Consider the following 22,682-nt stretch of genomic DNA (forward strand, 5'->3'; position numbering starts at 1 on the left):
GCAGGCCCAGAGCCTCTGGTGGAAGATCGAGTGCTTCGGTGTCTAGATCGAGGATCGGCCGCGCCGCATCGGTTGAGCGGTCGTGCGCACCGCCGGGCCGGCGGTGCGCACGGCGCCGCTTCAGACGCGTTCCGCGAACGGGCGGCCGTCCCAGCTCCACGACGCGCGCGGCGGGTGGCCGGGAAGCTCGGCGCGGCCCGTGGCCCACAGCAGGGTCTCCCACGGGTCGGGGTGCTCGGGCAGGTCGGTGAACAGGCGATCCAGCACGGCCTGGCAGAGGTCGCGGGGCGGATCCCACGGGCGCTCCACGGTGTCGGCGATGTCCCAGGCGTGGACCAGCACCTCGACCACGCCCATCGCGGCGAAGCCGTCGGGGTCGCTGATGCCGTACGGGTGCCAGCCGCGATGGGTGGGCGGGGCCGCGTCCACGATGCCGGCCAGCATTGCGCCGCAGGCCTCCAGCGTCCGCAGCAGGCCCAGGGTGCCGGCCGTGCGCTCGACGAAGATCGTGCTCGACGGGCCGCCCTCCCGCTGCGTGTGCCAGGCGAACGGGAGATACGACTCCTGCGGGGGATCGGCGGGGGCGATCTGGCCGGCGTACGCGAACAGGTCGTCGGCCATGTGCTCGATCGTCTCCCAGCAGGACCACGACAGCGTGCCGGCCGGGCGGTCCCAGCCGTCGTCGGGGACGTCGGCGAAGGCGCGGCGGGCCAGGGCCACGGCCGCGCGGACGTCGGTGCCGTTCATCGTCACGGGCTTGACGCTAACAGGGTCCGGGCTACGAGGATGACGGGCTCCCGGCGTACAGCTGCCGGATGACGCCCTCGATGTCCGGCTCCTCGATCGTCAGGTCGTGCAACTGCGCCGACTCGGCGACCGCGGCCAGGATCGCGGCGACCGTCGTCGTGCCCGGCGCGAACGACAGGCGCTGGCGCAGGCCGCCGGCCTCGACGCCGACGAGGCGCGTGCCGGGGACGGCGTCCAGCGGCGGGGCGGGCTCGGCGAGGTCCAGCACCAGGATCCGCTCGGCGCCGACCTGGCGGGCCAGGCCGCCGAGCGTGCCGTCGAACGCCAGCCGGCCGTGGTCGACGAGCAGGATGCGCTCGGTGAGGCGGCGCACGTCGCCCATGTCGTGCGTGGCCAGCAGGAGGCTCGTACCGAAGGCGGCCCGCTGCTCGACCAGGAACGCCCGCAGCCGCTCCTTGCTCAGCACGTCCAGGCCGATCGTCGGCTCGTCGAGGACCAGCAGCTCGGGGGAGTGCAGCAGGGCGGCCGCCACCTCGCCTCGGATGCGCTGGCCGAGGGACAGCTGACGTACCGGAGTGTCCAGAAAGGACGTCAGGTCGAGCCGCTCGCCGAGCTCCGCCAGGCGCGGGCGGTGGTCGAGGCCGTGGATCGCGCCCAGCGCGCGGTACGAGTCGCGCAGCGGCAGGTCCCACCACAGTTGGCTGCGCTGGCCGAACACCACCCCGATGCGGCGGGCCAGCCGGCGGCGCTGGCGCAGCGGGTCCAGGCCGCACGTGCGCACCGTGCCGGCGCTCGGGCGCAGGATCCCGGTCAGCATCTTGATCGTCGTGGACTTGCCGGCGCCGTTCGCCCCGATGTACCCGACGGCGGTGCCCCGCTCGACCGCGAACGTCAGCCCGTCGACGGCGACGACCTTCTTGAAGAGCCGCCGCAGCCCCGACACCTCGATGATCATGAGCCCGTCCCTGTGTAGTGGCGCAGGCCGGCGCGCCAGCCGAGCAGCGCGATCGCCCACGCGCCGGCGGCGGCCAGCGGCGTGCACCAGCCGATCCACTGTGGAACGCCGGGCGCCGTCCGGCCCAGCAGCGTCATCGCGGGCAGGTAGGCCACGAACGCCGACGGCACGACGAACGTGAACAGCACCCGCAGCGGCCCGGGGTAGATGCTGGCCGGGAACTGGGCCGCGTACTGTCCACCGTAGACGAACGACGCCGTCACCTCGGCCCCGTCGACCAGCCAGAACTGCACCGCGGCGGCGGTCGTGAACAGCGCGGCGAAGATCGCCGCTCCACACAGGACGGTCAGCGCCACCAGCCCCACGCCCGCCGGGGTCCAGCGGATCCCGATCCTGGCCAGGACCGCCGCGGCGACGAGCGAACCGGCAGCGGTACGGCCTAACCGCCGCAACGACAGCTCCGCGCTCACGAGCTGGGGCAGCACCGGCAGCGGGCGCAGCAGGAACGCGTCGAAGGCGCCCGAGCGCAGGTACGTCGGCAGCGTGTCCAGATGCCCGAAGAACAGGTCGGCGAGGCTGAACGACACGTGCCCGAGCGCGAACACCAGCAGCGCCGCCCGAAGCGTCAGCCCGCCCAGCGCCGACACGTTGGCGAACACGACGTACAGCTCGCAGATCCCGCTGATCGTCACCCCGACGCTCGCGACGAGCTCGATCGCGAACGACCCCCGGTACGCCGTCTGCGCCCGGACGTGCATGCGCGCGACGACCGCGTACGGCCGCAGCCCGCCCACCCGCCCGCGGCCCGGCCGCTCAGGCCCGCCGGCCCGCGGTCCGCCCTGACCGGCGGCGTTCGCCTGCTCATGGCCGGCGGGGCTGAGCCGGTCCGCTTGTCGCTCAGCCACCCTGGATCACCAGCCTCCGCGCGCCGAGCGCGAACACGGCCCGGCCCGCGACCAGCAGCCCGATGAACCAGAGCGCCTGCACCGCCAGGGTCTCCCAGCCCGACCGGCCCATGATCACGTCGATCGGGGCCTGCAGCATCGACGGAAACGGCGTCGCGGCCGCCACCGTGGCCAGCCAGGGCGGGAACCAGTGCACGGGCACGACCAGCCCGCACAGGACGCTGGACACCACGAGGTACAGCGTCATCGGCCCCCGCAGGTCCAGCAGCCAGAACGCGGAGAGGTTCACCAGCCACCGGCAGGCGAACGACAGCGCGGTCGCCAGCGCCACGCTGGCCAGCCCCAGCGCGTACGGCACCGGCGTGTGCGGCAGCGCCAGCCCGGTGATCACCGCCCCGACGGCGAGCTGCGGCAGCCCGCGCAGCAGCAGCGTGAACGCGGCCCGCCCGAGGTCGGCGGCGAGGTAGGACAGCATCGGGTCGGCGGGGCGGGCCAGGTCGACGGCGATGTCGCCGGTGCGGATGCGCTGCGCGATCTCGTTCCAGTAGAAGAGGTTGACCGACCCGACGAGCGCCTGGCCCAGCCATACGTAGGTGGCGGCGGTGACCCGGTCGTACCCGGCGAGCGCCCCGCCGGCGGTGCCGATGACGGCCATGAGGATGGCCGAGCGGATGAGCCCGAAGACGCAGTTGGTGAAGGCGCCCGCGATCGCCGCCGTCCGGTACGCCGAGAACCGGCGGAAGCCCAGGACGAACAGGGTCGCGTACACGGGTCTGCTCCGTCGAGTCGGCGCCGGGTTCGGACCGGTCACCATATCCGTTCGCCCGGCCCACCCGGCACCGAATTTCCCGATCGGGGTACGTCATCCCGCCAGCGGCAGGTCGGCCGGGGCCGGGGCGGTCTCGCGCCAGTGACGCAGCATCGGGGTGGCCGGCCAGCGCAGCTCGCGTTCGCGGTACGCGGCGTCGGTGCAGCGGGCCGTCCAGCTGCGGGCCGCGCGGTGCAGGGGCACGTCGTCGCCGAGCAGCTCGTCCCGCAGCGCGAACAGGACCGCGGCGGCGTGCTCGAAGGCCGGTACCTCGCGATCGCGCTCGCCCAGCCCGGCCATCCAGTCGAGCTCCCGGCCGTCGCAGACCGGGCAGTCGCACGCCCACAGCCGGGCATCCGGATGTCCGCGTCTTCCGCGCTGGATCGCGCTGATTCTGCGGTACGACATCGTGGGCTTGAAGATCGTCGACGGCGGGCGGGGCCCCGGCGGCGGCCGGCCACCCACGGCCTCGCGGGGCGCGAGGTGCCGCAGCGCGCCCACCGTGCCGACGGCGGCCGCGACCGCGCCGTGGCAGAGCGCGCCGAGCGCAGACAGGTCGGAGCGCAGCAGCAGCGTCGGCACGCCGCAGCCGAGCACCTCCAGCAGCCCCGCAACGCATCCGGGCAGGCCGAACGGGTCGCGGTGCGCCTCGATCACCAGCGCGATCGGCACCCCGGCGTCGCGGACGTGCCCGGTCAGCGTGGTCAGGTGCAGGCGGTCGCGCAGCCACGCGGTGTGCAGGGGCAGCACGGCGATCGCGCCGGGCACGGCCATCGCGCGGTGCAGGATGCTGACCAGCCCGGACTCGTCCCCGCTGTCGACGTATCCGGAGTCGGTGAGCACCGGCAGCCCGAGCTCCCGCTGGCGGCGCAGCCACCTCGGGTTGAACGGGGCGCTGGCCGGCAGGCGGTTGACGCCGGCGTACCGCGCGGCGTCGAGCAGCAGCGGCGCGTCGAACCCCTGCTGGCGCACCAGGAACGCGGCGGTGGCGAGCAGCCCGGCCTCATCGTGGCGGTACGGCGAGATCACCAGCCCGCCGTGCGCCCGCCGCGCGATCGGGGCGCAGCGCAGGGCCTGGTTGGCCGAGCAGTGCACGAGCAGGCGACGTCCGGTGAGCATGGCCGATCGATCCCGTCACGGTTGGTACATCGATGGTAACCAATCGTGCGCGATTCACGAACATTCATCTCCCGCAGTCGACGGCCACGGTGGTCGTCGCGGTCGCCGCACTCGGCGCCGACACGGCGATGCGGACCTGGTGCTCCCCTCGGCTCGCGGCGACGTACACCTTCGTGGTCTCGCTGAACGAGGTGCCGCTCGCCGTTCTGCGGACGGTCATCGACTCGTTGATGGTGTACCGCACGGGCAGCCCCGGCTGGCTCAACGTCATCCGAACCGTGAGCCGCGTCGTCAGGGTTCCGCGGCAGGAGTCGAACTGCGCCGGGTCGGCGGTCACGCTGACCGACAGCACCCGCGCCCCGCCATCGGCCGACGGCGACGGGGACGGCCGCGCCGACGTCTTCGACACGCTGGGCCGCGGCGATGCGCTCGACGGCGACGCGCTCGGCGCCCCCATCGTCGGCGAGTCGGTACTCACCGGGATGACCGGCGCGGGCGTCTCGGGCCCGGCCGCATTGCGCCGCGGCGCGGCGTCGCCGGTGCTGAGCGCGGCGACCAGCAGCGCCGCGATCGCGATGATGGCAAGACCGCCCGCGGCCAGCAGCGCGATCGACCGGCGGGAGATGCCCTCGGACGGCGGCTCCGGAAACGCGGGCGCCCCGCCGAACCCGAGCCCGCCACCGCCGCGCTCCTCATCTGTACCGGGCCCGGTGCCGGCGATGTCGCTCGGGTCCGCGAACCTCAGCCCGCCGGGCAGGTCGGTCGCCCGCTCCGGCGATGCGCCGGCCCCCACCGGTGCGCCTGCCGCCCCGAACGCGGCCCCGCCGAGCGGGACGGCCGGCGGTGGCGGCACGGTGGGCGGCGGTGGCGGCACCGTCGGCTCGCCGATCGGGTCGGTGGCCGGCGGGCTCGACGGTTCGTCCGGCTCTCGGTGGGCGTGCCGCCCACGCCGGCGGGGCGGTTCGGGAGTCGAGGGCGGCTCGTCGGGTCCGGGCGCGCCGGGTGACCCGGACGGCTCCAGCGTCACCCGTGCCTGCTCGGCCGCGGCTTGACGGTCAGCGTCGGCTTCGGCGGCCCCGGGCGCGTCGTGATGTTTTCCCCCGGCTTGTTGGTGGGCGTCGCCTTCGTGGCCGTCGGCTCGGCCTGGTGCCCGATGTCGGTCTGCAGCGCCCACGACTTCGTCGGCTCCGGCGAGTCCTCCACCGGCGCGACCGGCGCCGCGGTCGCGGACGGCGTCGCCGACTCCTGGTTGGCCGCCGCCGGGCTCTCGTTCGCGCCGCCGCCGATGACCAGCGCCGCCACCACGAGCCCGATGATGAGCACCAGCGCGAGGCCGCCGCTGCCGAGCAGGATCATCGTCTGCCGGTCCATCTTGGCCGGCGGCGCGTCGTCGTCCCCGTCGGGCTCGGGTCGCGGCGGCAGCGGCATCTCGCCGGTGTACTCCCCGTAGATGAACCGGGGCAGACCGTCGCGCGTGATGTCGTTCTCGTCCATGCTCACCCCTTGACGCTCATGCAGTCGATCGTGAACGCGTTGTGCGGGACGTGGTCCGGCTCGGCTCGGTCGTCTCGACCCGGATGTCCACCGTGCGCTTGGCGATGTCCAGCATCAGCACCTCGCCGTTGCCGCCCCTGTCGCCGTGGTTCGCGTTCGCCGGTGCCGCCGCGGCTCGGGTGGTGTCTTTGCCGACGGCTAAGTACGTGATGGAGGATGTGCACAGGGTGATGGCGCCGACCGTGCGGCGGGCGCGGTCCTGTCGGGCTCGCCCGTCGATCGGCACGCAGGAATCCTAGACGAACACGAAGGGTTTTCTAGGACCTGGCGCAGTCGTTGGTGACCACCGTCGCGTCGCTCGCCGTGGACGGGCTGGTCACGCTCAGGCCGAACGGGACCTCCCGCCGCCGCGAGTTGTCGATCGGGACACTGTACGTAGTGGTGTACGTGCTGCCGGTGGTCGTCACCGTCCGGGTCCCGCGCCCCGTCGCCGTGTACGTCACCTTCGTCCCCGGCTGGTTCACCGTGATCGTGATCGTCACCTGGATCTCGAGGTCGGCGATCGTGCACGCCCCCGTGTACCGCGCCGGATCCGTCTCGATCTTCGCCGACAGCACGGCCGCCTTGGGCGCCGCGGTCGTGGTCTTCGTCCTCGCCGGCTTCGTCGCCGAGGCGCTCGTGGAAACCGAGGTGGACGCGCTCGGCGGCGCGACGTCGGCGGCCGCCGGGGTCGGCGGGGGCGAGTCCGAGCCCGTGCTCGGCGAGGTGGCCGGCGCGCCCTGGGCGGCCTCGGACGGGGTGCCGCCGTTGCGGCCGAGGGTGCCGATCCCGATCAGCAGCGCGAGAATGACCACGCCCACGAGGACCGCGGTCTTGATCCCCGGTCGCCGCCTGCGCTTGACCGGCATCTCCCGCATCGCCACCGCGAGCAGCGCTCCGGTCCGCTCGCCGTCCTCGCTCGCCGGCGGGTACGCATCCACCTGAGCGTCCGCGCTCGGTATCTCGGGGCGCAGCGCGGCTTCCACAACCGGCCCGCCGTCCGCATCCGGGGCTCGCGTTTCCGCGGCGGAGCTGGTCTCGTCCGCGGCGTCGGATTGGTCCGCGGCGGCCGCCCTTTCCTTCTCCGGCGGCGGCGGGGCGTCGTCCTCCTCCGGCTCGCGACCTGCCGCCACGAGCAGCGCGTTGCGGGCGGCCCGGGCCGATGGCCGCGCTTTCGGGTCGCCGTTCATGAGCGCCCTGACCGCGGCGTCCAGCGGCCCGTCGCCCTCCGCCCCCATCATGGGATCGCGCCCCGTGGCGGCGAACGCGAGCGTCGCTCCGAGCGAGAACAGGTCCGAGCCGGGCCCGCCTTCGCCGTTGCGCCGCCGTTCGGGCGCGATGTACGCGGGATCGCCGAGCGGCACGCCGTCACCGATCGTGGCGGCCAGCGTGAAATCCGTGAGCAGCGCGGCCCCGTCCGGCCCGATCAGCACGTTGGCGGGCTTCACATCGCCGTGCACGACCCCCGCGGCGTGGGCGGCGCCGAGCGCCTCGAGCAGGGTCAGGCCGAGCTCGGCGGCCTCCGCCGGCGGGAGCGGACCGTCGGCGCGCACGCGCTCGTCGAGCGAACGACCCTCGACGAGGTCCATGACGATCCAGGGAAGCTCGTCGTGGAGTACCACCTCATGGACCGTGACGATCGCCGGGTGCCGCAACCTGGCGGCGGCCTCGGCCTCGCGGGTCGCCCGGCCGGCCAGCGCGGCGCGCTCCGCCGGCGCGAGCGCCTCCGCCAGCCGCACCTCCTTGATCGCGACCGTGCACTGTCGCTGCAGGTCACGGGCCCGCCACACGATGCCAAGGCCGCCCGCACCGATCGCGTAGTCCAGCCGGTACCGGTCCACCAGCGTCTTCAAGATCCGACCCCGCCCACTGCCGTTAAAAGGACATCCCAGCATGCCCGCGGTGGGTTCGGCGGTCGGTAAAACGGACGATTCACTCTGCCGTATAGGTGCCCGCGAGTCGAACCTCGTCGATGTCGAGCTTGCTCTGCAGCTGCCGGAGTACCGCACCCCGGACAGCGCCGGCGCGAGCCCGAGCAGGGTGCCCCCGGCCAGCAGCAGCACCGGCGGCGCCAGCCCAGAGACGCTTCGCGAGAATTCCGCACAACAACAGCGCGGCACCGAGTGCCACGACGACTTCCTGCGCGCTTAGAGCAGCCTCCCGTGTGCAATGAGCCGCTCTATTGTGTCGCGCCGGGCGCCGCGACGGCGATCCGCCGCCGCAGCGCCCGATGCGCTGCCTCGCCGGTCAGCGCAGCGACGGGAAGCCGCCGATGGGCTGCTGCGCGGCCTCCGAGCGGACCTGCTCGGCCGCCGCCTGCACCGAACCGGCCGCGGCGACCCGCTCGACCAGCGCCGCGACGACCCTGGGCGTCGCGAACGAGGTGCCGCTCCACGCCGCCCAGCCCGACGCGAAGCTGGGGTGGTTGATGAACGTGCTGACGACGTCCGCGCCCGGTGCCACCAGGCTCACCCACGGCCCGCGGTTGCTCCAGTCGCAGACCGCGTTGCCGTCGTGCGCGGCCACCGCGAGGACCTGCGCAGCCCACGGCGAGCCGCTCGCCGTGAACGCCGCCGGCCAGAACGGCCGGTCCTGGATGCCGTCGTTGCCGGCCGCCGCGACGACGACGCGCCCGGTGCCGGACAGGAAGGTCGACAGCGCCGCGGCCAGGACCGCCGGCGGCTGGTCGCCCACCGAGAACCCGCCCAGCGACAGGTTCAGCACGTCGACGTCGGTGAGCCCGCTGATCGCGGCGGCCAGGTCGGCCTCGGTGCACACGCCGAAGCTGTCGAGCACCTTCACGATGCGGATCTGCGCGGCGTCGGTCGCCTGCACCACGACGCCGGCGATGAAATTCGCGTGCCCGACGTCCGAGTCGAGCTCGCCGTTGTTGTCGCCGTCGAGGACGGTCTCGATGTTCTCGGCCGTGGCCGAGTAGCAGCCGGCCGGGAGCGGGCTGTTGACGTACACCCCGGTGTCCATCACAACGACCCGCACGGACGACGGGCCCTCCGCCGAAGGGGCGAGCTTGGACGGCGGCGCGGCCGCCGACACGGGCGGGCCGTAGGGGCCGCCGTGCGTGTGCGGGGTCGACAGGAACACGTGGTTCGGGCCCACGACGGCGTTCGGCAGCTGCCCCCGCAGCTGGCGGACGGCGGCCGCGACATCGAGCCCGCGGGCCTTGATCCGCCGCAGCCCGCGGTGCGGCTCGTCCTCGGTGATGTCGGCGGCCCGGTGCCCCAGGCCGTTGAGGGTGCGGTGCGCGATCCCGGCGCCGTCGTCGGAGACGAGGATCTCGTCGGCGACGTAGCGCACCGGGCGGCCGGACTGTACTTCGCTGCGCAACCACGGCAGATTGGACAGGCTGGCGTTGCGGGCCTGCTCCCACCGCCGGTAACGATCAATCGGTACGGACATCAGTGCTCCCCCAAGAAGGATCAACTATGAGGCCGGTGACATGAGTCGCGATCCGGACTCCGTGATACACATCCGAGCCTTTGACAGGATGCAACTATGACGGCAGCATCCGTGCTCCCCACCGCCGACGAGGACTTGGCACAGCGGCTGCTCCCGATTGTCATGGCCGACCCCGTTAAGGCCAAACACCTGGCTGAGTCGGCTTTGCGCGATGCCCGCCGCGACGGCGACCCCGGCCGGGAGGCGGTGGCGTTGCGCGCCCTCGGTCTGGTGGCCCGCGCCCGTCACGACGCCGGCGGGGCCGCGCAGCACCTGCGCGCCTCGATGACCGTCGCCCGCCGGCACGGGCTCAAGGTCCACGAGGCCGAGGCGCGGATGAGTCACGCGCTGATCCTTGAGGACCTCGGCCGGACGAGAGCCGCACTCAAGGAGATCGACCGCGCGATCGCTGAGCTGCACGGGCACCGGCGGGCGCGGGCGATCATGCAGCGGGCGCTGATTCTGTGGCGGCTCGGTTTCGACCGGCAGGCGATGGAGCTGTACCGCTGGGCGCTCCGCGCGTTCCGTGAGTCCGGCGACCAGGTGTGGGAGGCGCGAACCCTGACGAATCGGGGCGTCCTGCACGGCTTCCGCGGCAACCTCAAGCAGGCCGAGATCGACCTGCGCGCCGCGCAGACGCTCTACAACCGGCTCGGCATGGCCACCGCCGCGGCGCAGGTGGAGCACAACCTCGGCTTCGTGGCGGCCCAGGCCGGCGACGTGCCCACCGCACTGGCCCGCTACGACCGGGCCCACGACCGGCTGTGGAGCACCGGGGTCGACGCGGTGAGCCTGCTGGACCGGGCCGACCTGCTGCTGTCGGTGCGGCTGCTGCCGGAGGCCGACGCCGCCATCCGGGCCGCCATCGATGCCTGCACCGACGGCCACCTCGATTCGGTGCTCGGCCAGGCTCACCTCACGCTCGCCCGGCACTGTCTCGCGGCCGGGACGCCGGCCGAGTCGAAGACGGCGGCGGCGGCCGCCCGCCGGGTCTTCCAGCGGCAGGGGCGCAGCGTGTGGAGCGCCCGTGCCCGGGTGGCCGAGCTCGCCGCCGTCGTCGCGCTCGGCAAGGCCAACCGCGGCACCCTGCGCGACCTGCGCACCGTCGCCGCCCATCTGCTGGAGGCGGGCTGGTTGCAGCCGGGCTGGGACGCCCTGCTCGACGCCGCCCAGCTCGCCGTCGACCTCGGCGAGCTCTACACCGCCCGCGAACTGCTCACCGAGGCCGGCGCCGCGGCCAAGCTGGGCCCGGCGCCGCTGCGGGTCCGCTGGTGGCACATCCGCGCCCGGCTGGAGCTGGCCTCAGGCGCGGTCACCGAGTCGATCCGCGCCGCCACCTCCGGGCTGCGCCAGGCCGACGCCTACCGCGCGAGCCTCGGCGCGACCGAGCTGCGGGTGCGGGGGAGCGCGGAGACCGTGGCCCTGGCCGGTCTGCGGTTGCGGCTCGCCCTCCAGCACGGCGGCCCGGCGACGGCGCTCGTGTCGGCCCAGCGGTGCCGCGCCGCCGCCCTGACGCTACCGCCCACGCATCCGTCGACCGACCCGGTCGTGGCCCGGCACCTGACCGAGCTTCGGCGGATCAACGGGGAACTGGCCGCGGCGCCCACCGGTCCTCAGCGCACCAGCCGGCTGCTGCGCCGGCAGCGCGTGCTGGAGGCCGAGATTCGCCGCCGGTCTTGGCGGGCGCCGGGCTCATCCCCTCACGCTGTGGAGTTTTCGGTCCCTGTGTTGGCGTCGGCGCTGGGGGAGCGGGTGCTCGTCGAGCTGCTGGATATCGACGGGCGCCTGCATGCCCTCGTGGTGCGCGGACGCAGGGTCACGCATCGCATCATCGGCGAGATCAATGCGGTGCGAGCAGAGCTGGAGTCGCTGAGGTTTGCCCTGCACAACCAGGTGCTGGGCCACGCCGCAGGTGGCGAGCGACTCGGGCGGCGCGCTGAGGTGCTCGACCGGCTTCTGCTCAGCCCGATCGCCGACCTGCTCGGCGACGGGCCGCTGGTCCTTGTGCCCACCGGTGCCCTGCACGCGCTGCCGTGGGGGATGCTACCCCGACTCCGCGGTCGCTCGCTGACCGTTGCGCCGTCCGCGACGATTTGGTTGCGCTGCGCCAATGAGGCGACTACGGAGGGCGACCTCGTGCTGGTCGGGGCCCCGTCGGCGGAGCAGGCCGCCGACGAGGTGCGCGAGATCGCCGAGAGCCGCCCCGGTGCCGTGGTCCTCTCCGGCGAGCAGGCGCGCGTCGCGCCCGTGCTCGCGGCCCTCGACGGCGCGGCGATCGGGCACATCGCCTCGCACGGGGAGTTCCGCGTCGACAACCCGCTCTTCTCGTTCCTGATGCTCGCCGACGGGCAGCTCACGGTGTACGACCTCACCGCGCTGCGCCGCCCGCCGCACCTGCTCGTGCTCTCCGGCTGCGACACCGGCCTGTCCGCCGTTCACCCCGGCGACGAGCTGATGGGGCTGGTCGCGGCGCTGCTCAACATGGGCACCGCGACCGTGATCGCCTCCACCGGGCCGGTCGACGACGGCGCGACGCGGCACCTCATGCGCGCCTTCTACGCGCACCTCGCGAAGGGTCTCGCTCCGGCCGCGGCACTGGCGAACGCGCAGGCCGAGGCCGATTTGCGCGACCGGGCGAGCACCGACAGTTTCGTGTGCTTCGGCGCAGGGTGATCGATCGACCGCAGACAGTGAACGGTCCGCGATCACTCTCGGAATTTGTCGGTGCCCGGTCCTACGATGACGCCCGTGACCCGACGCCGTGCACGCCTCCCGCTCGCCACCCTCGTGGCGCTGCTGGTGCTGGGCGCGCTCGTGGCGGTGGGTGTCGGCGGGGCGCTGGGCCTGCATTTCGACCGCGCGTCCATCCCCGTCGAGCGCTCGACGGTCGCCGACGTCGGCCCGCCGGCGCCGTTCACGCTCGGCTCGATCGCGGTGCCGTCGTCGCCCCGGCTCAACCTGGCCGCGACGGCCCTCTCCGACGCGGCGGTCGGCCGCGGCGCCCCGCGCCCGCTCATCGGCACCGAGGCCCCGGCCGACCTGCAGGTGCGCATCGACGCGTCCGTGCCCGCCGGGTCGTACCGGCTGGACGCCCCGCTCACGCTCACCGGCGGCGACGACGCCGGCGCCGCGGCCGGGCTCTACGCGCTCGCCGACCGGATCCGCTCCGGCGAGCCGCCGCTGCCCGGCGAGCTGAACGGCGAGGTCATCACGTCCCGCCTCGGCCTGCGCCTGACCGATGCCGGCTCGGTCGGCCGCGAGCCCGACGTGGCCGCGTTCGCCGCCGGCACCGACTACTCGCTCAACACCGACGTCGTCGGCAGCGCGCTGCTGCCCCAGGTGCCCTGGGTCGATCCCATCGCCGTCGAGCGCATCTCGCGCGAGTTCCACCAGTTCGTCGACCACGCGCTCGCCCAGGGGTACAACGGCGTGGTCGTGCCCGGCTTCCTCGAATACGTGACGTTCTCCGGCGTCGGCGACGGCCACACGATCTACCCCGCCGGCGACTCGCACATCGCCCGCGCCGAGGCGCTCACCGCGGCCTTTGGGCCCGTGTTCCGCTACGCCGCCGACATGGGCATGCGCGTCTACATGCTGACCGACATGCTCACGGTGTCGCCGCCTCTGCAGCGGTACGTCGAGCAGACCTTCGGCGGCCTGAAGGTCGAGGATCCGCAATTCTGGCAGGTGTACTCCACCGGCCTGGCCGAGCTGTTCCAGAGCCTGCCGTTCGTCAGCGGCCTCATGGTGCGCGTCGGCGAGGGCGGCGACATCTACAAGCAGGCCGGCTGGGACTACTCCTCGCGGATCGCGGTCACCACGCCGGCGGCCGTGCGGGCGATGCTGACGGCGCTGCTGAAGACGGCCGGCGACACCGGCCGCGACGTCATCTTCCGCACGTGGACCGTCGGCGTCGGCGCGGTCGGCGACCTGCACACCGACCCGGACGCCTACCGGCAGGTCCTCGGCGGCCTCGACGACCCGCACCTGATCGTCTCGACGAAGTACTCGCTCGGCGACTTCTACAGCCACCTGCCGTTCAACAGCACGCTCGAGGTCGGCGACCAGCGGCGGATCGTGGAGTTCCAGTCGCGGCGCGAGTTCGAGGCGTTCGGCTCGCTGCCCAACGACCTCACCGGCCTGCACCAGCAGGCCCTGCAGCGCTTCCTCGCCGCCAACCCGCACGTCGAGGGCGTGTGGACGTGGACCCAGGACGGCGGGCCGCTGCGCGCCGGGCCGATGACGCTGCTGCTGCGCTCCGGGTTCTGGCAGCTGTACGACCTCAACTCCTACGCCCTGGGCCGCCTCGCCTGGGACCCGTCGACGCCGGCGGCGCGCATCACCGCCGACTGGGCGCGCCAGACCTTCTCCGACGACCCCGCCACCGTCGTCGCGATCTGCCGCATGATGGCGATGTCCCGCGAGGCGGTGACGAAGGGCCTCTACCTGGGTCCGTACGCCGACAACAGGGTCAAGGCGCTCGGCCTCGAGCCGCCGCCGATGATGTGGATCTTCGAGTGGGACATCGTCACCGGCGACTCCGCCGCGCTCGACAGCATCTACGCCGTCAGCCGCGACCGCCTCGAGGAGACCATCGCCGAGGGCGACCGGGCCGTGGCCCTGGCCGCCTCGATGCAGGAGACGATCGCCGCCACCGACCCGGCGACGTGGCGCGACGCGACGCTGCGGGCCCGGCTGGTCGACACCCTGGCCTACGAGACCGACCTGTTCCGCACCCTCGGCGCCTATCGGACCATGGTGCTGCGGCACGCCCAGTGGCTCGACGCCGGCTCGGCGACCGCGCGCACGGCGTGGAAGGATGCCGAGACGCAGTACCGTGCCGCCCGCGACGCGCACCTCTCGCGCTACGGCGGCGACGTGGACCTGCCGGCGTACAACTTCACGGCGGCCGACATCGGCGCCGTCCGCGCGGACAGCGACCCGCGGATGGCGCTGTTCGCCCGCATCCTGCTCGGCCTGGTCATGTTCCTGCTGCTGCTCGGCGCGGTCGGCCGCTCCACCGGCCTGCGCGCGCTGTGGGTCGGCGCCACCCGCCCCTGGCGCCTGGCCGACCTCGCCCCGGTGCCGGGCATCCTCGACCGCATCCTCGTCGTCGCCGTGCCCGCCGCCGCGCTCGTCTTGTCCCGGCTGGTCTACACGTGGTTCGCAGCGCCCGCGCACCTCGTGGTGTCGCTCGGTGGCTGGCTGCTGTTCGCGCTCACCGCCCGCGCGCTGGCCGGCCGCCGTGACGCGTTCCACCTGTGGGCGGCGATCGGGGGCGTGGCCCTGCTGCGCACCGTGATCCTGCTGGCCGCCCTGGTCACCCGCGGCCCCGGCGGCTACTGGTTCGCGTTCTGGACCGACCCGGTGCGGCGCTCGGCGTACATCTGCGTGGCCTTCGCCGCCTTCGCCTGGCTCTTCGTCGCCGTGGGCCTCGTCCTGCGCGACCGCTACTCCCTGCCCCGCCGCCGCACCGCGGCCGTGCTGCTCACCGCGATGGGCGTTCCGCTCGCGCTGCTCGGCGGCCTGGTCGCCGCGATCGGCCTGGAGCGCGCCCTGACGATGTGGAACGACCAGATGGCGCTGCTGCCGTGGGGGCTGTCGCGGATCCTGGGCATCACCGTGTACCTGGGCATCCCGACGTACCTGCCCACGGCCGCGGCCCTGTTCGGCGTCGCCCTGATCGCGCTCGCCGCCCTGCTGTCGCTGCGCCGCCGCCGGCGGTCGGGCCACACCCCGATCGCGCCGCGCACCCCGCTCCCGGCGGGATCGTCTCTCTCCGACCTGTCACCGTCCACGCCGGCGGCCGGCCCCAGCCCGCAGCGGGCGGCCCGCGCGCGCTTCTTCGGGCCGGTCGCCGCCCTGCCGGCCGCGACGCGCTCCGACCGCCCGCCGCCGAGCAACGACCGATAGGGTCCGGTCAGTGACGGCTCTGCGAGCCCGTTCGCATCGTCCGATGAGCGGTCCCTTTGCGGCGCGTGGTTGGTGTGGTCCGGGGGCGGGTATGCCTTCGGCATGAGGCATCAGGGCGTGCGCCAGGTCGTTGTCGTCACCGGGGCCAGCGGCGGGATCGGGCGGGCCGTCGCGCGGGAGTTCGCGCGGCGCGGGGCCGCCGTCGGGCTGCTGGCGCGCGGGGAGGCCGGGCTGAAAGCGGCCGCCGACGAGGTGGAGCGGCTCGGCGGTACGGCGCTGCCGATCGAGGTCGACGTGGCCGACCAGCGGGCGGTCGACGCGGCGGCGGACCGGGTCGAGCACGAGCTCGGGGCGATCGACGTGTGGGTCAACAACGCGTTCACGTCGGTGTTCGCGCCGTTCATGGAGATCGAGCCGGACGAGTTCCGGCGCGTGACCGAGGTGTCGTACCTCGGCTACGTCTACGGCACGCGCGCCGCGCTCACGCGGATGTTGCCGCGCGACCGTGGGGTGGTCGTGCAGGTCGGGTCGGCGCTGGCGTACCGCGGGATTCCGCTGCAGAGCGCGTACTGCGGGGCCAAGCACGCGATCCAGGGCTTCAACGAGTCGTTGCGCACCGAGCTGCTGCACGACAAGCGCAACGTGCACGTCACGATGGTGCAGATGCCGGCCGTCAACACGCCGCAGTTCAGCTGGGTGCTGTCGCGGCTCGGGCGGCGGGCGCAGCCGGTGCCGCCGATCTACCAGCCGGAGGTCGCGGCGCGGTCCGTCGTGTACGCGGCCGATCATCCGGGGCGCCGCGAGTACTGGGTCGGCGCCTCGACGGTCGGGACCCTGATCGCGGACAAGTTCATGCCGGGGCTGCTGGACCGGTACCTCGCGCGGACCGGGTACGACTCGCAGCAGACGCCGCAGCGGCGCGACCCGCGGCAGCCGCGCAATCTGTGGGAGCCGGCCGACGAGGATGCTGACTTCGGTGCGCACGGGGTGTTCGACGACCGATCGGCCCGCCGGGCGCCGCAGCTGTGGGCCTCGCATCACCACGGCTTGATCGCCGCGGCGGCCGGTGCCGGCCTGGCCGCACTCGCCGCCGGCGTCGCCATCGCCCGCCGCCGCTGAACCCGGCCGCGATCCACCGGCGGCGGTTGAGCGGGCGATGCGGTGGTGTGCGCGCGCTGACCGCCGAGGGCGTCCCGGCCCTCCGCTGATGAGCACCGGGACAAGACTGACGAAAGCAGTGAAGACCGCAATCGCCGCGCGAGCCAGAAAAATACGAAATGTCGGATATGTCGGGCGCGCCAGCGCCCGACATATCCGTCCCCAGGCCTGACCGGAGGTGAAACGGCTCGGAGAGCGCTCTCCGAATAGATTCTGTTCGCTCCCTTGACAGTGGGCCTAGCAAAGGAGAACTCTGCAGAGAGCGCTCTCTCACCCGAAGGGCGCTTGTCCTCTCCGCCAAGAGGTCTTCATGTTCGCTGCCCAGAAACTGCGGCGCCGCGTTCGGACGTTGGTGCCGCTCACCGTTGCCGCGCTGGTGGCGGGCTATCTCGTGGTCACCGCCCTGACCGCGTCCGCCGCCACGCAGCTGCTTTCGCAAGGCAAGACCGCCACCGCCTCCTCGACCGAGAACGCCGGGACGCCCGCCGCGAGCGCGGTCGACGGCAACGCCGGCACGCGCTGGTCGAGCGCGTTCTCCGACCCCCAGTGGATCCAGGTCGATCTCGGTGCGACGGCCACGATCAGCCAGGTCGTGCTGCAGTGGGAGGCGGCGTACGCGACCGCGTTCCAGATCCAGGTCTCCGGCGACGGCGCCGCCTGGACCAACATCTACAGCACGACGACCGGGACCGGGGGCACGCAGACGCTCAACGTCAGCGGGTCCGGGCGCTACGTGCGCATGTACGGGACCGCCCGGGCCACGGCATACGGCTACTCGCTCTGGGAGTTCCAGGTGTACGGCGAGACGGGGGCCGGCACCTGCGGTAGCACGAACGCGGCTCTGAACCGCACGGCCACGGCGTCCTCGTCGGAGAACGCGGGCACGCCGGCGGCGAGCGCGGTGGACGGCAACGCCGGCACGCGCTGGTCGAGCGCGTTCGCCGACCCGCAGTGGCTGCAGGTCGACCTGGGCGGGACGGCCCAGGTGTGCCAGGTGGTGCTGCAGTGGGAGGCGGCGTACGCCACCGCGTTCCAGATCCAGCTGTCGACGAACGGCACCAGCTGGACGAACGCGTACTCGACGACGACCGGCACCGGCGGTACGCAGACGATCAACGTCAGCGGCAGCGCGCGGTACGTGCGGATGAACGGCACGGCGCGGGCGACGCAGTACGGGTACTCGCTGTGGGAGATGGAGGTGCACGTCATCGGCGCGCCGCCGACGACCAGCACGCCGCCGACCTCGCAACCGGCGGGCTGCCCGTGGGTCGGCTCGACGGCGCCCGTCGCGACGCGGGTCAGCCAGCTGCTGAGCCGGATGACGACCGACCAGAAGATCTCGATCCTGCACGGCAACGGCGCCTCCTCGCCGTACATCGGGAACCTGACCGGCATCCCGTCGCTGTGCATCCCCGACATGGGCTTCCAGGACGGGCCCGGCGGCGTCGGCGACGGCATGGGCGGCGTCACGCAGATGCCCTCGGCCGTGACGTCGGCGGCGACGTTCGACCCGGGGCTGGAGCAGGAGTACGGCGCGGCCATCGGCGCCGAGTTCGCCGGCAAGGGGGCCAACGTCGCGCTCGGGCCGACGCTCAACATCGTGCGCGACCCGCGCTGGGGGCGGGCGTTCGAGACGTTCAGCGAGGACCCGTACCTGACGAGCCAGATGACGGCGGCGGACATCCGCGGCATCCAGAGCCAGGGCGTGATGGCCCAGGCCAAGCACGCGGCGGTGTACAACCAGGAGACCAACCGCAACGGGCCGGCCGACAACGCCATCGTGGACACGCGCACGCTGCAGGAGATCTATCTGCCCGGGTTCCAGGCGGCGGTCACGCAGGGGGCGACCGCCAGCATCATGTGCGGCTACTCGACCGTGAACGGCGTCTACGACTGCGACCACGCGTACCTGCTCAACACGGCGCTGTACCAGCAGGCCGGCTTCGGCGGGTTCGTCACGTCCGACTGGGGCGCGGCGCACTCCACCGTCCCGGCCGCGAACAACGGCATGACGATGGAGATGCCCGGCGGGTACTTCTACGCCGACTTCCTGCGCCAGGCCGTCGCCAACGGCCAGGTCAGCGCGGCGCAGCTGGACCTCATGGTGACCCGCGTGCTGACCCCGATGTTCGCCTTCGGCCTGTTCGACAAGCCCAGGTCCGGCTCGCCGAGCGCGAACGTCAGCACCGCCGCGCACATCGACGTCGCCCGCCGCGGCGCCGAGGAGGGCACCGTCCTGCTGAAGAACAACGGCATCCTGCCGCTGTCCACCTCCACGACGCACTCCATCGCCGTGCTGGGCGTCGACGGGGGAGCCGGGGTTCAGAGCGTCGGCGGCGGCAGCGCGACCGCCACCAGCTCGGGCACCGTCTGGCCGCTGACCGGGATCCAGAACCGTGTGCAGGGGACAGGGACGACGGTGACGTACAACGACGGGACGAACATCGCCAACGCGGTCAGCCTCGCCCGCTCGTCCGACGTCGCGATCGTGTTCGCCAGCAACAACTACGGCAACGAGGGCTCCGACCAGACCACGATCGACCTGCCGGGCACGTACAACTCGCTGATCAGCCAGGTCGCCGCGGCCAACCCCCGCACGATCGTGGTGCTGCACACCAACTCCGCGACCACCATGCCGTGGCTGGACCAGGTGGCGGGCGTGTTCGAGGGCTTCTACGCCGGCCAGCAGGTCGGCACGGCGACCGCGGCGCTGCTCTTCGGCGACGCCAACCCGTCGGGCAAGCTGCCGGTCAGCTTCCCGAAGAGCCTCGCCGACGTCCCGGCGCACACCGCGGCGCAGTGGCCCGGCGCGAACAACCAGGTGCAGTACTCCGAGGCGCTCAAGGTCGGCTACCGCTGGTACGACAGCCAGAACATCGCGCCGCTGTACCCGTTCGGCTACGGTCTGTCGTACACCTCGTTCGGCTTCTCCAACCTGCAGGTCGGGGCGCTGAACAACGGCAAGGCGACGGTCACCGCGACCGTCACCAACACCGGCAGCCGGGCCGGCACCGAGGTCGTGCAGCTGTACGTCGGGGCGCCGGCGGCCGTGGGCGAGCCCCCGCGCTCGCTCAAGGGCTTCCAGCGCGTCACGCTGAACCCGGGCGCGTCGACGACGGTCACGTTCACGGTGACGCAGAAGGATCTCGCGTACTGGAACACGTCCAGCAATGCGTGGACGACCGCCGCCGGGACGTACCAGATCATGGTTGGGAATTCGTCCCGCAACCTGCCGCTGTCCGGCAACCTGGCCGTGACCGCGGCGACCGTCCCGTCGAACCTGCTGCCCAACCCGTACGGGATGAGCAGCCCGGTCGGCAAGGCGGTCTCGTGGGCCTTCGGCGCGGCCGGGGCGACGTACACGGCGACCGGCCTCCCGGCCGGCCTGTCCATCAGCTCGGCGGGCGTCATCTCGGGCGCGGCCACCGCGGCCGGCACCAGCACCGTGACCGTCACCGCCAGCACCGGGTCGAGCGCCACCTTCGTGTGGACGACGACCCCGTAGACCCCCTGAGGGCGGGGGAGGCGGGCCGCGCACACCAAATGGCGGAGTGCGCGGCCCGCTCTATCGCTCAGTAGCGCGGCGGGTACTGCTGCTGTTGCTGCTGCGGGTAGCCCTGCGGCTGCGGCTGGGCGTAGCCCTGCTGCGGGTAGCCCTGGGGCTGCGGCTGCGCGTAGCCCTGCTGCGGGTAGCCCTGCGGCTGCGGCTGGTACGGCAGCGGCTGCTGCGGCGCCGTGCCGTAGCCCCACATGCCGGGCTGCTGCGCCGGCGCGGCCGGCTGGCCGAACTGCTGCAGGGCCTGGGCGAAGCGCTCGTCGCCCTTGACGATCTCGACGAAGTTGCCGTCCTGCGACACGGACGCGGTCGTGACGACCTGCGGGTTGCTGCGCAGCGCCACGATCAGGCCGGCGATGAACGCGAAGAAGCCGATCAGGGCCAGGAACCCGCCGTCGTCGCCCATCCCGACGCCGATGATGAACAGCAGGATGCCGAGGGCGAGCACGCCCAGGCCGATGAGGGCGTTGCGCTGGCGGGCCGCCTTGCACTGCGCGCACCACGGCCAGGCCGGCGCATCCACCCGCTTGCGCACGGCGGACACCACGATGGCGAACAGGATGCCGCCCCCGAGGATCAGTGCGTAGGACCACGGCGGCGGCTTCGACACCAGCCGCACCCGCTTCATCTCGATCGGCTGCTCGCCGTGGCGCGGGCAGATTTGCGGCAGCTGACCGGCCGCGACCTGACCGGCCGGGACAGTGAGGCGCATGAGGTTACTCCCCGTAGTGCGACAAAAGCATGACGGAGCACACTAAAACGCCACGGGGCCGGACAGCGTCCGTCATTCGGGCAGACATCGATCGCCGTGCGGGTCTAGCGCCTGTTTCATTACTGGGGTGGGAGCGAGGCCGAGTCCAGATTTCGTCTGGCGGTGGCCCGCGGAAGCCTGGCTACCGGTGTTGTAACCCGGCTTTCGCGGGACGCCGCCAGGCGGAATCTGGGCCGGCCGCAGCCCCGCCTCAGTAATGAAACAGGCGCTAGGCCAGCGTGGCGCGGTCCGCCGCCTCGCGGCCGGACTCCCAGCCCTCGCGGCTGTCGACCCGGCTCCCGCGCCCGCGCACGGTGCGCGGGAACACCCGCAGCATCGTCTCGCGCACCTGCTCGTCGCGGGAGCGCAGCACGGGCAGCAGGTCCGCGGCCTGCGGGGCGGCCTCGACGGCGGCCTCGGCGGCGCGGGCCAGCCGCTCGCCGATGCGCACCGCGTAGGCGACGAGGAACGACTGGCGGAACGCCCGCAGCCGCGCCCGCCCGGCCTTGCCCCCGGGCGGCTCGTCCCGCGCCATCGCGCGGTTCGCCTGCACGAGCAGCGAGGTGTACAGCAGGTCGACCGCGTCGATGTCCGCATCGAACCCGAACACCGTGGTGAACCCGTAGTCCGGCGACCACACGGTGTGGCACCGGTTCGCCTCGGCGACGGCGCTGAGCAGCGACGCCTTCTCGCCCTCGTACGGGTGGTCCACGCCGATCCGCCGGGCGAACGGCACAACCTTCGCGTGCGGCCCGTCGCGGTCGGAAAGCTCAGCGAGCAGCGCCTCGTCGATCGAGTGGCGGGCGATGAGCTCCTGCGCCTTGGCGGTGTAGGTCTCGGCCTCGGCCGGGTACCCCGTCGACTCCGCCTTGGCCAGCAGCGCCCGCACCCGGTCCAGGAGCCGCTCGTCCACCCGGGCCGCCGCCGTGACCCGCCGCGGCGCCGTGCCCGGCGGCGGGACGATCACCTCGATCGCCGGCAGCTCGGCGAGCACGACCAGCAGGCCGAGCAGGTCGTCGAGGGCGGAGACCCGGTCGAGGCGGCGGCGGGCGGTGAGCTCCGTCACGTACGCCGCGTCGCTCTTCCACCACGCCGCCGCGCCGAGCTCGTCGGCCTGCGCCAGCCAGCGCTCGTCGACCTCCCGGCGCTTGAAGTCCCGCAGGTGGGCGGCGACGGCGTCGACGACAGCGTGGCCCAGCACGGGCCGGTCGGTGCCGCCGCGGCGGACCACGGTCCGGTGCAGCTCGGCCGGCTGCCAGCCGCCCTTGAACAGCCGGGCGGCGGCCTCGGTCACGGCGGCGAACATCGCCGGGTCGACCTCGGCGGCGGGGGCCACGGCGAGCATGTCGAGACCGTCCTCGTACGCCACCGCGCCCCGGACGATCGCGTCGATCTGCCGCCGGCGCTCGCTGTTCACCGCGCCAAGGCTACTTGGCGACTTTTGCGGGCTCGTACGCGTACAGCGGTGCGCCGGGTCGCCGGTGCCCGGGATCGCGAGCACGTGCCCGCCCTGGTGCAGCGTCCACGCGATCCGGACCTGGGCCGCGCTGACGCCGTGCGCCTCGGCCACCGTCCGTACACCTTCGTGGCGTCGCTGGGCTTTTGCGACAAGTCGGGCGCTGCGCGCCACGACTTGTCGGATTTATGCCCCGCCGGGCGACTGATCAGAGCACAAGCCGCGCGCCGTGGCGTGGCGGTGCGGGGCCGGGCCAATGTGTTTCGGCTTGGTTGCTCCTTCGGCCGGGTCGTGTCTTACGAGATTCGCGAACTGGTAGAAAATC

17 protein-coding genes are annotated in these 22,682 nt (G+C 73.2%); 5 read left to right on the forward strand and 12 right to left on the reverse strand.

Annotated features, from left to right (window positions below; genetic code table 11):
• Positions 1-120 precede the first annotated feature (120 nt).
• The 9 genes from ACQEVU_RS04950 to ACQEVU_RS04990 all read right to left on the reverse strand — a co-directional run bounded on the left by ACQEVU_RS04950 (position 121) and on the right by ACQEVU_RS04990 (position 7,920).
• Positions 121-747, reverse strand: coding sequence for a maleylpyruvate isomerase N-terminal domain-containing protein (locus tag ACQEVU_RS04950; protein WP_433334798.1), 627 nt, complete (start codon positions 745-747; stop codon positions 121-123).
• Between the two features lie 31 nt (positions 748-778).
• The gene (locus ACQEVU_RS04955) at positions 779-1,702 is read right to left on the reverse strand and encodes an ABC transporter ATP-binding protein (protein ID WP_433321171.1); all 924 of its coding nucleotides are present in this window, start codon (positions 1,700-1,702) and stop codon (positions 779-781) included.
• The gene (locus ACQEVU_RS04960; RefSeq protein ID WP_433321174.1) at positions 1,699-2,607 is read right to left on the reverse strand and encodes an ABC transporter permease; all 909 of its coding nucleotides are present in this window, start codon (positions 2,605-2,607) and stop codon (positions 1,699-1,701) included. Before ACQEVU_RS04960 ends, ACQEVU_RS04955 begins: the two co-directional genes overlap by 4 nt.
• Entirely contained in the window at positions 2,600-3,376 is a 777-nt protein-coding gene (locus tag ACQEVU_RS04965; protein ID WP_433321177.1) for an ABC transporter permease, read from the reverse strand. Before ACQEVU_RS04965 ends, ACQEVU_RS04960 begins: the two co-directional genes overlap by 8 nt.
• Positions 3,377-3,469: 93 nt before the next feature.
• The gene (locus tag ACQEVU_RS04970) at positions 3,470-4,534 is read right to left on the reverse strand and encodes a hypothetical protein (RefSeq protein WP_433321180.1); all 1,065 of its coding nucleotides are present in this window, start codon (positions 4,532-4,534) and stop codon (positions 3,470-3,472) included.
• 64 nt (positions 4,535-4,598) lie between these two features.
• Positions 4,599-5,561: a hypothetical protein gene (locus tag ACQEVU_RS04975; protein WP_433321183.1), complete on the reverse strand. Its 963-nt coding sequence runs from the start codon at positions 5,559-5,561 to the stop codon at positions 4,599-4,601.
• Positions 5,558-6,028, reverse strand: a complete 471-nt coding sequence (locus tag ACQEVU_RS04980) for a hypothetical protein (protein WP_433321186.1) — start codon at positions 6,026-6,028, stop codon at positions 5,558-5,560. The genes ACQEVU_RS04975 and ACQEVU_RS04980 overlap by 4 nt, the downstream gene beginning before the upstream one ends.
• A gap of 16 nt (positions 6,029-6,044) precedes the next feature.
• Positions 6,045-6,314: a hypothetical protein gene (locus ACQEVU_RS04985; protein ID WP_433321189.1), complete on the reverse strand. Its 270-nt coding sequence runs from the start codon at positions 6,312-6,314 to the stop codon at positions 6,045-6,047.
• A gap of 31 nt (positions 6,315-6,345) precedes the next feature.
• A complete protein-coding gene (locus tag ACQEVU_RS04990) occupies positions 6,346-7,920 on the reverse strand; it encodes a protein kinase domain-containing protein (protein ID WP_433321192.1) in 1,575 nt (524 codons plus the stop codon).
• Between the two features lie 49 nt (positions 7,921-7,969).
• Here ACQEVU_RS04990 and ACQEVU_RS04995 point away from each other — a divergent pair, with 49 nt between their 5' ends.
• Entirely contained in the window at positions 7,970-8,218 is a 249-nt protein-coding gene (locus ACQEVU_RS04995) for a hypothetical protein (RefSeq protein ID WP_433321194.1), read from the forward strand.
• Between the two features lie 96 nt (positions 8,219-8,314).
• On the opposite strand, the gene ACQEVU_RS05000 is transcribed toward ACQEVU_RS04995, so the two are convergent.
• Positions 8,315-9,484 carry a S8 family peptidase gene (locus ACQEVU_RS05000; protein ID WP_433321197.1) on the reverse strand — a complete coding sequence of 390 codons (1,170 nt, stop codon included), beginning with the start codon at positions 9,482-9,484 and terminating at the stop codon, positions 8,315-8,317.
• Between the two features lie 96 nt (positions 9,485-9,580).
• On the opposite strand from ACQEVU_RS05000, the gene ACQEVU_RS05005 reads away from it, so the two are divergent.
• From ACQEVU_RS05005 to ACQEVU_RS05020, 4 genes are all read left to right on the forward strand, one after another.
• Complete coding sequence (locus ACQEVU_RS05005; protein ID WP_433321200.1) at positions 9,581-12,196, forward strand: CHAT domain-containing protein; 2,616 nt, start codon at positions 9,581-9,583, stop codon at positions 12,194-12,196.
• Between the two features lie 75 nt (positions 12,197-12,271).
• On the forward strand, positions 12,272-15,436 hold the full coding sequence (locus tag ACQEVU_RS05010; RefSeq protein ID WP_433321202.1) for a hypothetical protein: 3,165 nt from the start codon (positions 12,272-12,274) through the stop codon (positions 15,434-15,436).
• 102 nt (positions 15,437-15,538) lie between these two features.
• The gene (locus ACQEVU_RS05015) at positions 15,539-16,555 is read left to right on the forward strand and encodes an SDR family oxidoreductase (RefSeq protein WP_433321205.1); all 1,017 of its coding nucleotides are present in this window, start codon (positions 15,539-15,541) and stop codon (positions 16,553-16,555) included.
• A 349-nt stretch (positions 16,556-16,904) separates the two neighbouring features.
• Entirely contained in the window at positions 16,905-20,099 is a 3,195-nt protein-coding gene (locus ACQEVU_RS05020) for a discoidin domain-containing protein (RefSeq protein WP_433321207.1), read from the forward strand.
• A gap of 67 nt (positions 20,100-20,166) precedes the next feature.
• Here the strand turns inward: ACQEVU_RS05020 and ACQEVU_RS05025 are convergent, their stop codons facing one another.
• Both ACQEVU_RS05025 and ACQEVU_RS05030 read right to left on the reverse strand, forming a co-directional pair.
• Positions 20,167-20,862, reverse strand: coding sequence for a hypothetical protein (locus ACQEVU_RS05025; RefSeq protein WP_433321210.1), 696 nt, complete (start codon positions 20,860-20,862; stop codon positions 20,167-20,169).
• 268 nt (positions 20,863-21,130) lie between these two features.
• On the reverse strand, positions 21,131-22,471 hold the full coding sequence (locus ACQEVU_RS05030) for a DUF2786 domain-containing protein (RefSeq protein ID WP_433321213.1): 1,341 nt from the start codon (positions 22,469-22,471) through the stop codon (positions 21,131-21,133).
• Positions 22,472-22,682 lie beyond the last annotated feature (211 nt).

It is taken from the genome of Dactylosporangium sp. CA-139066 (assembly GCF_050936175.1).
Classification (GTDB): Bacteria; Actinomycetota; Actinomycetes; order Mycobacteriales; family Micromonosporaceae; genus Dactylosporangium.

Excerpts from the sequence above, each read along its gene's own strand:
- ACQEVU_RS04970 (WP_433321180.1), bottom strand. The coding sequence starts at position 4,534 with ATGCTCACCGGACGTCGCCTGCTCGTGCACTGCTCGGCCAACCAGGCC.
- ACQEVU_RS04955 (WP_433321171.1), bottom strand. The coding sequence starts at position 1,702 with ATGATCATCGAGGTGTCGGGGCTGCGGCGGCTCTTCAAGAAGGTCGTC.
- ACQEVU_RS04950 (WP_433334798.1), bottom strand. The coding sequence starts at position 747 with ATGAACGGCACCGACGTCCGCGCGGCCGTGGCCCTGGCCCGCCGCGCC.
- ACQEVU_RS05020 (WP_433321207.1), top strand. The coding sequence starts at position 16,905 with ATGTTCGCTGCCCAGAAACTGCGGCGCCGCGTTCGGACGTTGGTGCCG.
- ACQEVU_RS05025 (WP_433321210.1), bottom strand. The coding sequence starts at position 20,862 with ATGCGCCTCACTGTCCCGGCCGGTCAGGTCGCGGCCGGTCAGCTGCCG.
- ACQEVU_RS05005 (WP_433321200.1), top strand. The coding sequence starts at position 9,581 with ATGACGGCAGCATCCGTGCTCCCCACCGCCGACGAGGACTTGGCACAG.
- ACQEVU_RS05000 (WP_433321197.1), bottom strand. The coding sequence starts at position 9,484 with ATGTCCGTACCGATTGATCGTTACCGGCGGTGGGAGCAGGCCCGCAAC.
- ACQEVU_RS04980 (WP_433321186.1), bottom strand. The coding sequence starts at position 6,028 with ATGGACGAGAACGACATCACGCGCGACGGTCTGCCCCGGTTCATCTAC.
- ACQEVU_RS05015 (WP_433321205.1), top strand. The coding sequence starts at position 15,539 with ATGAGGCATCAGGGCGTGCGCCAGGTCGTTGTCGTCACCGGGGCCAGC.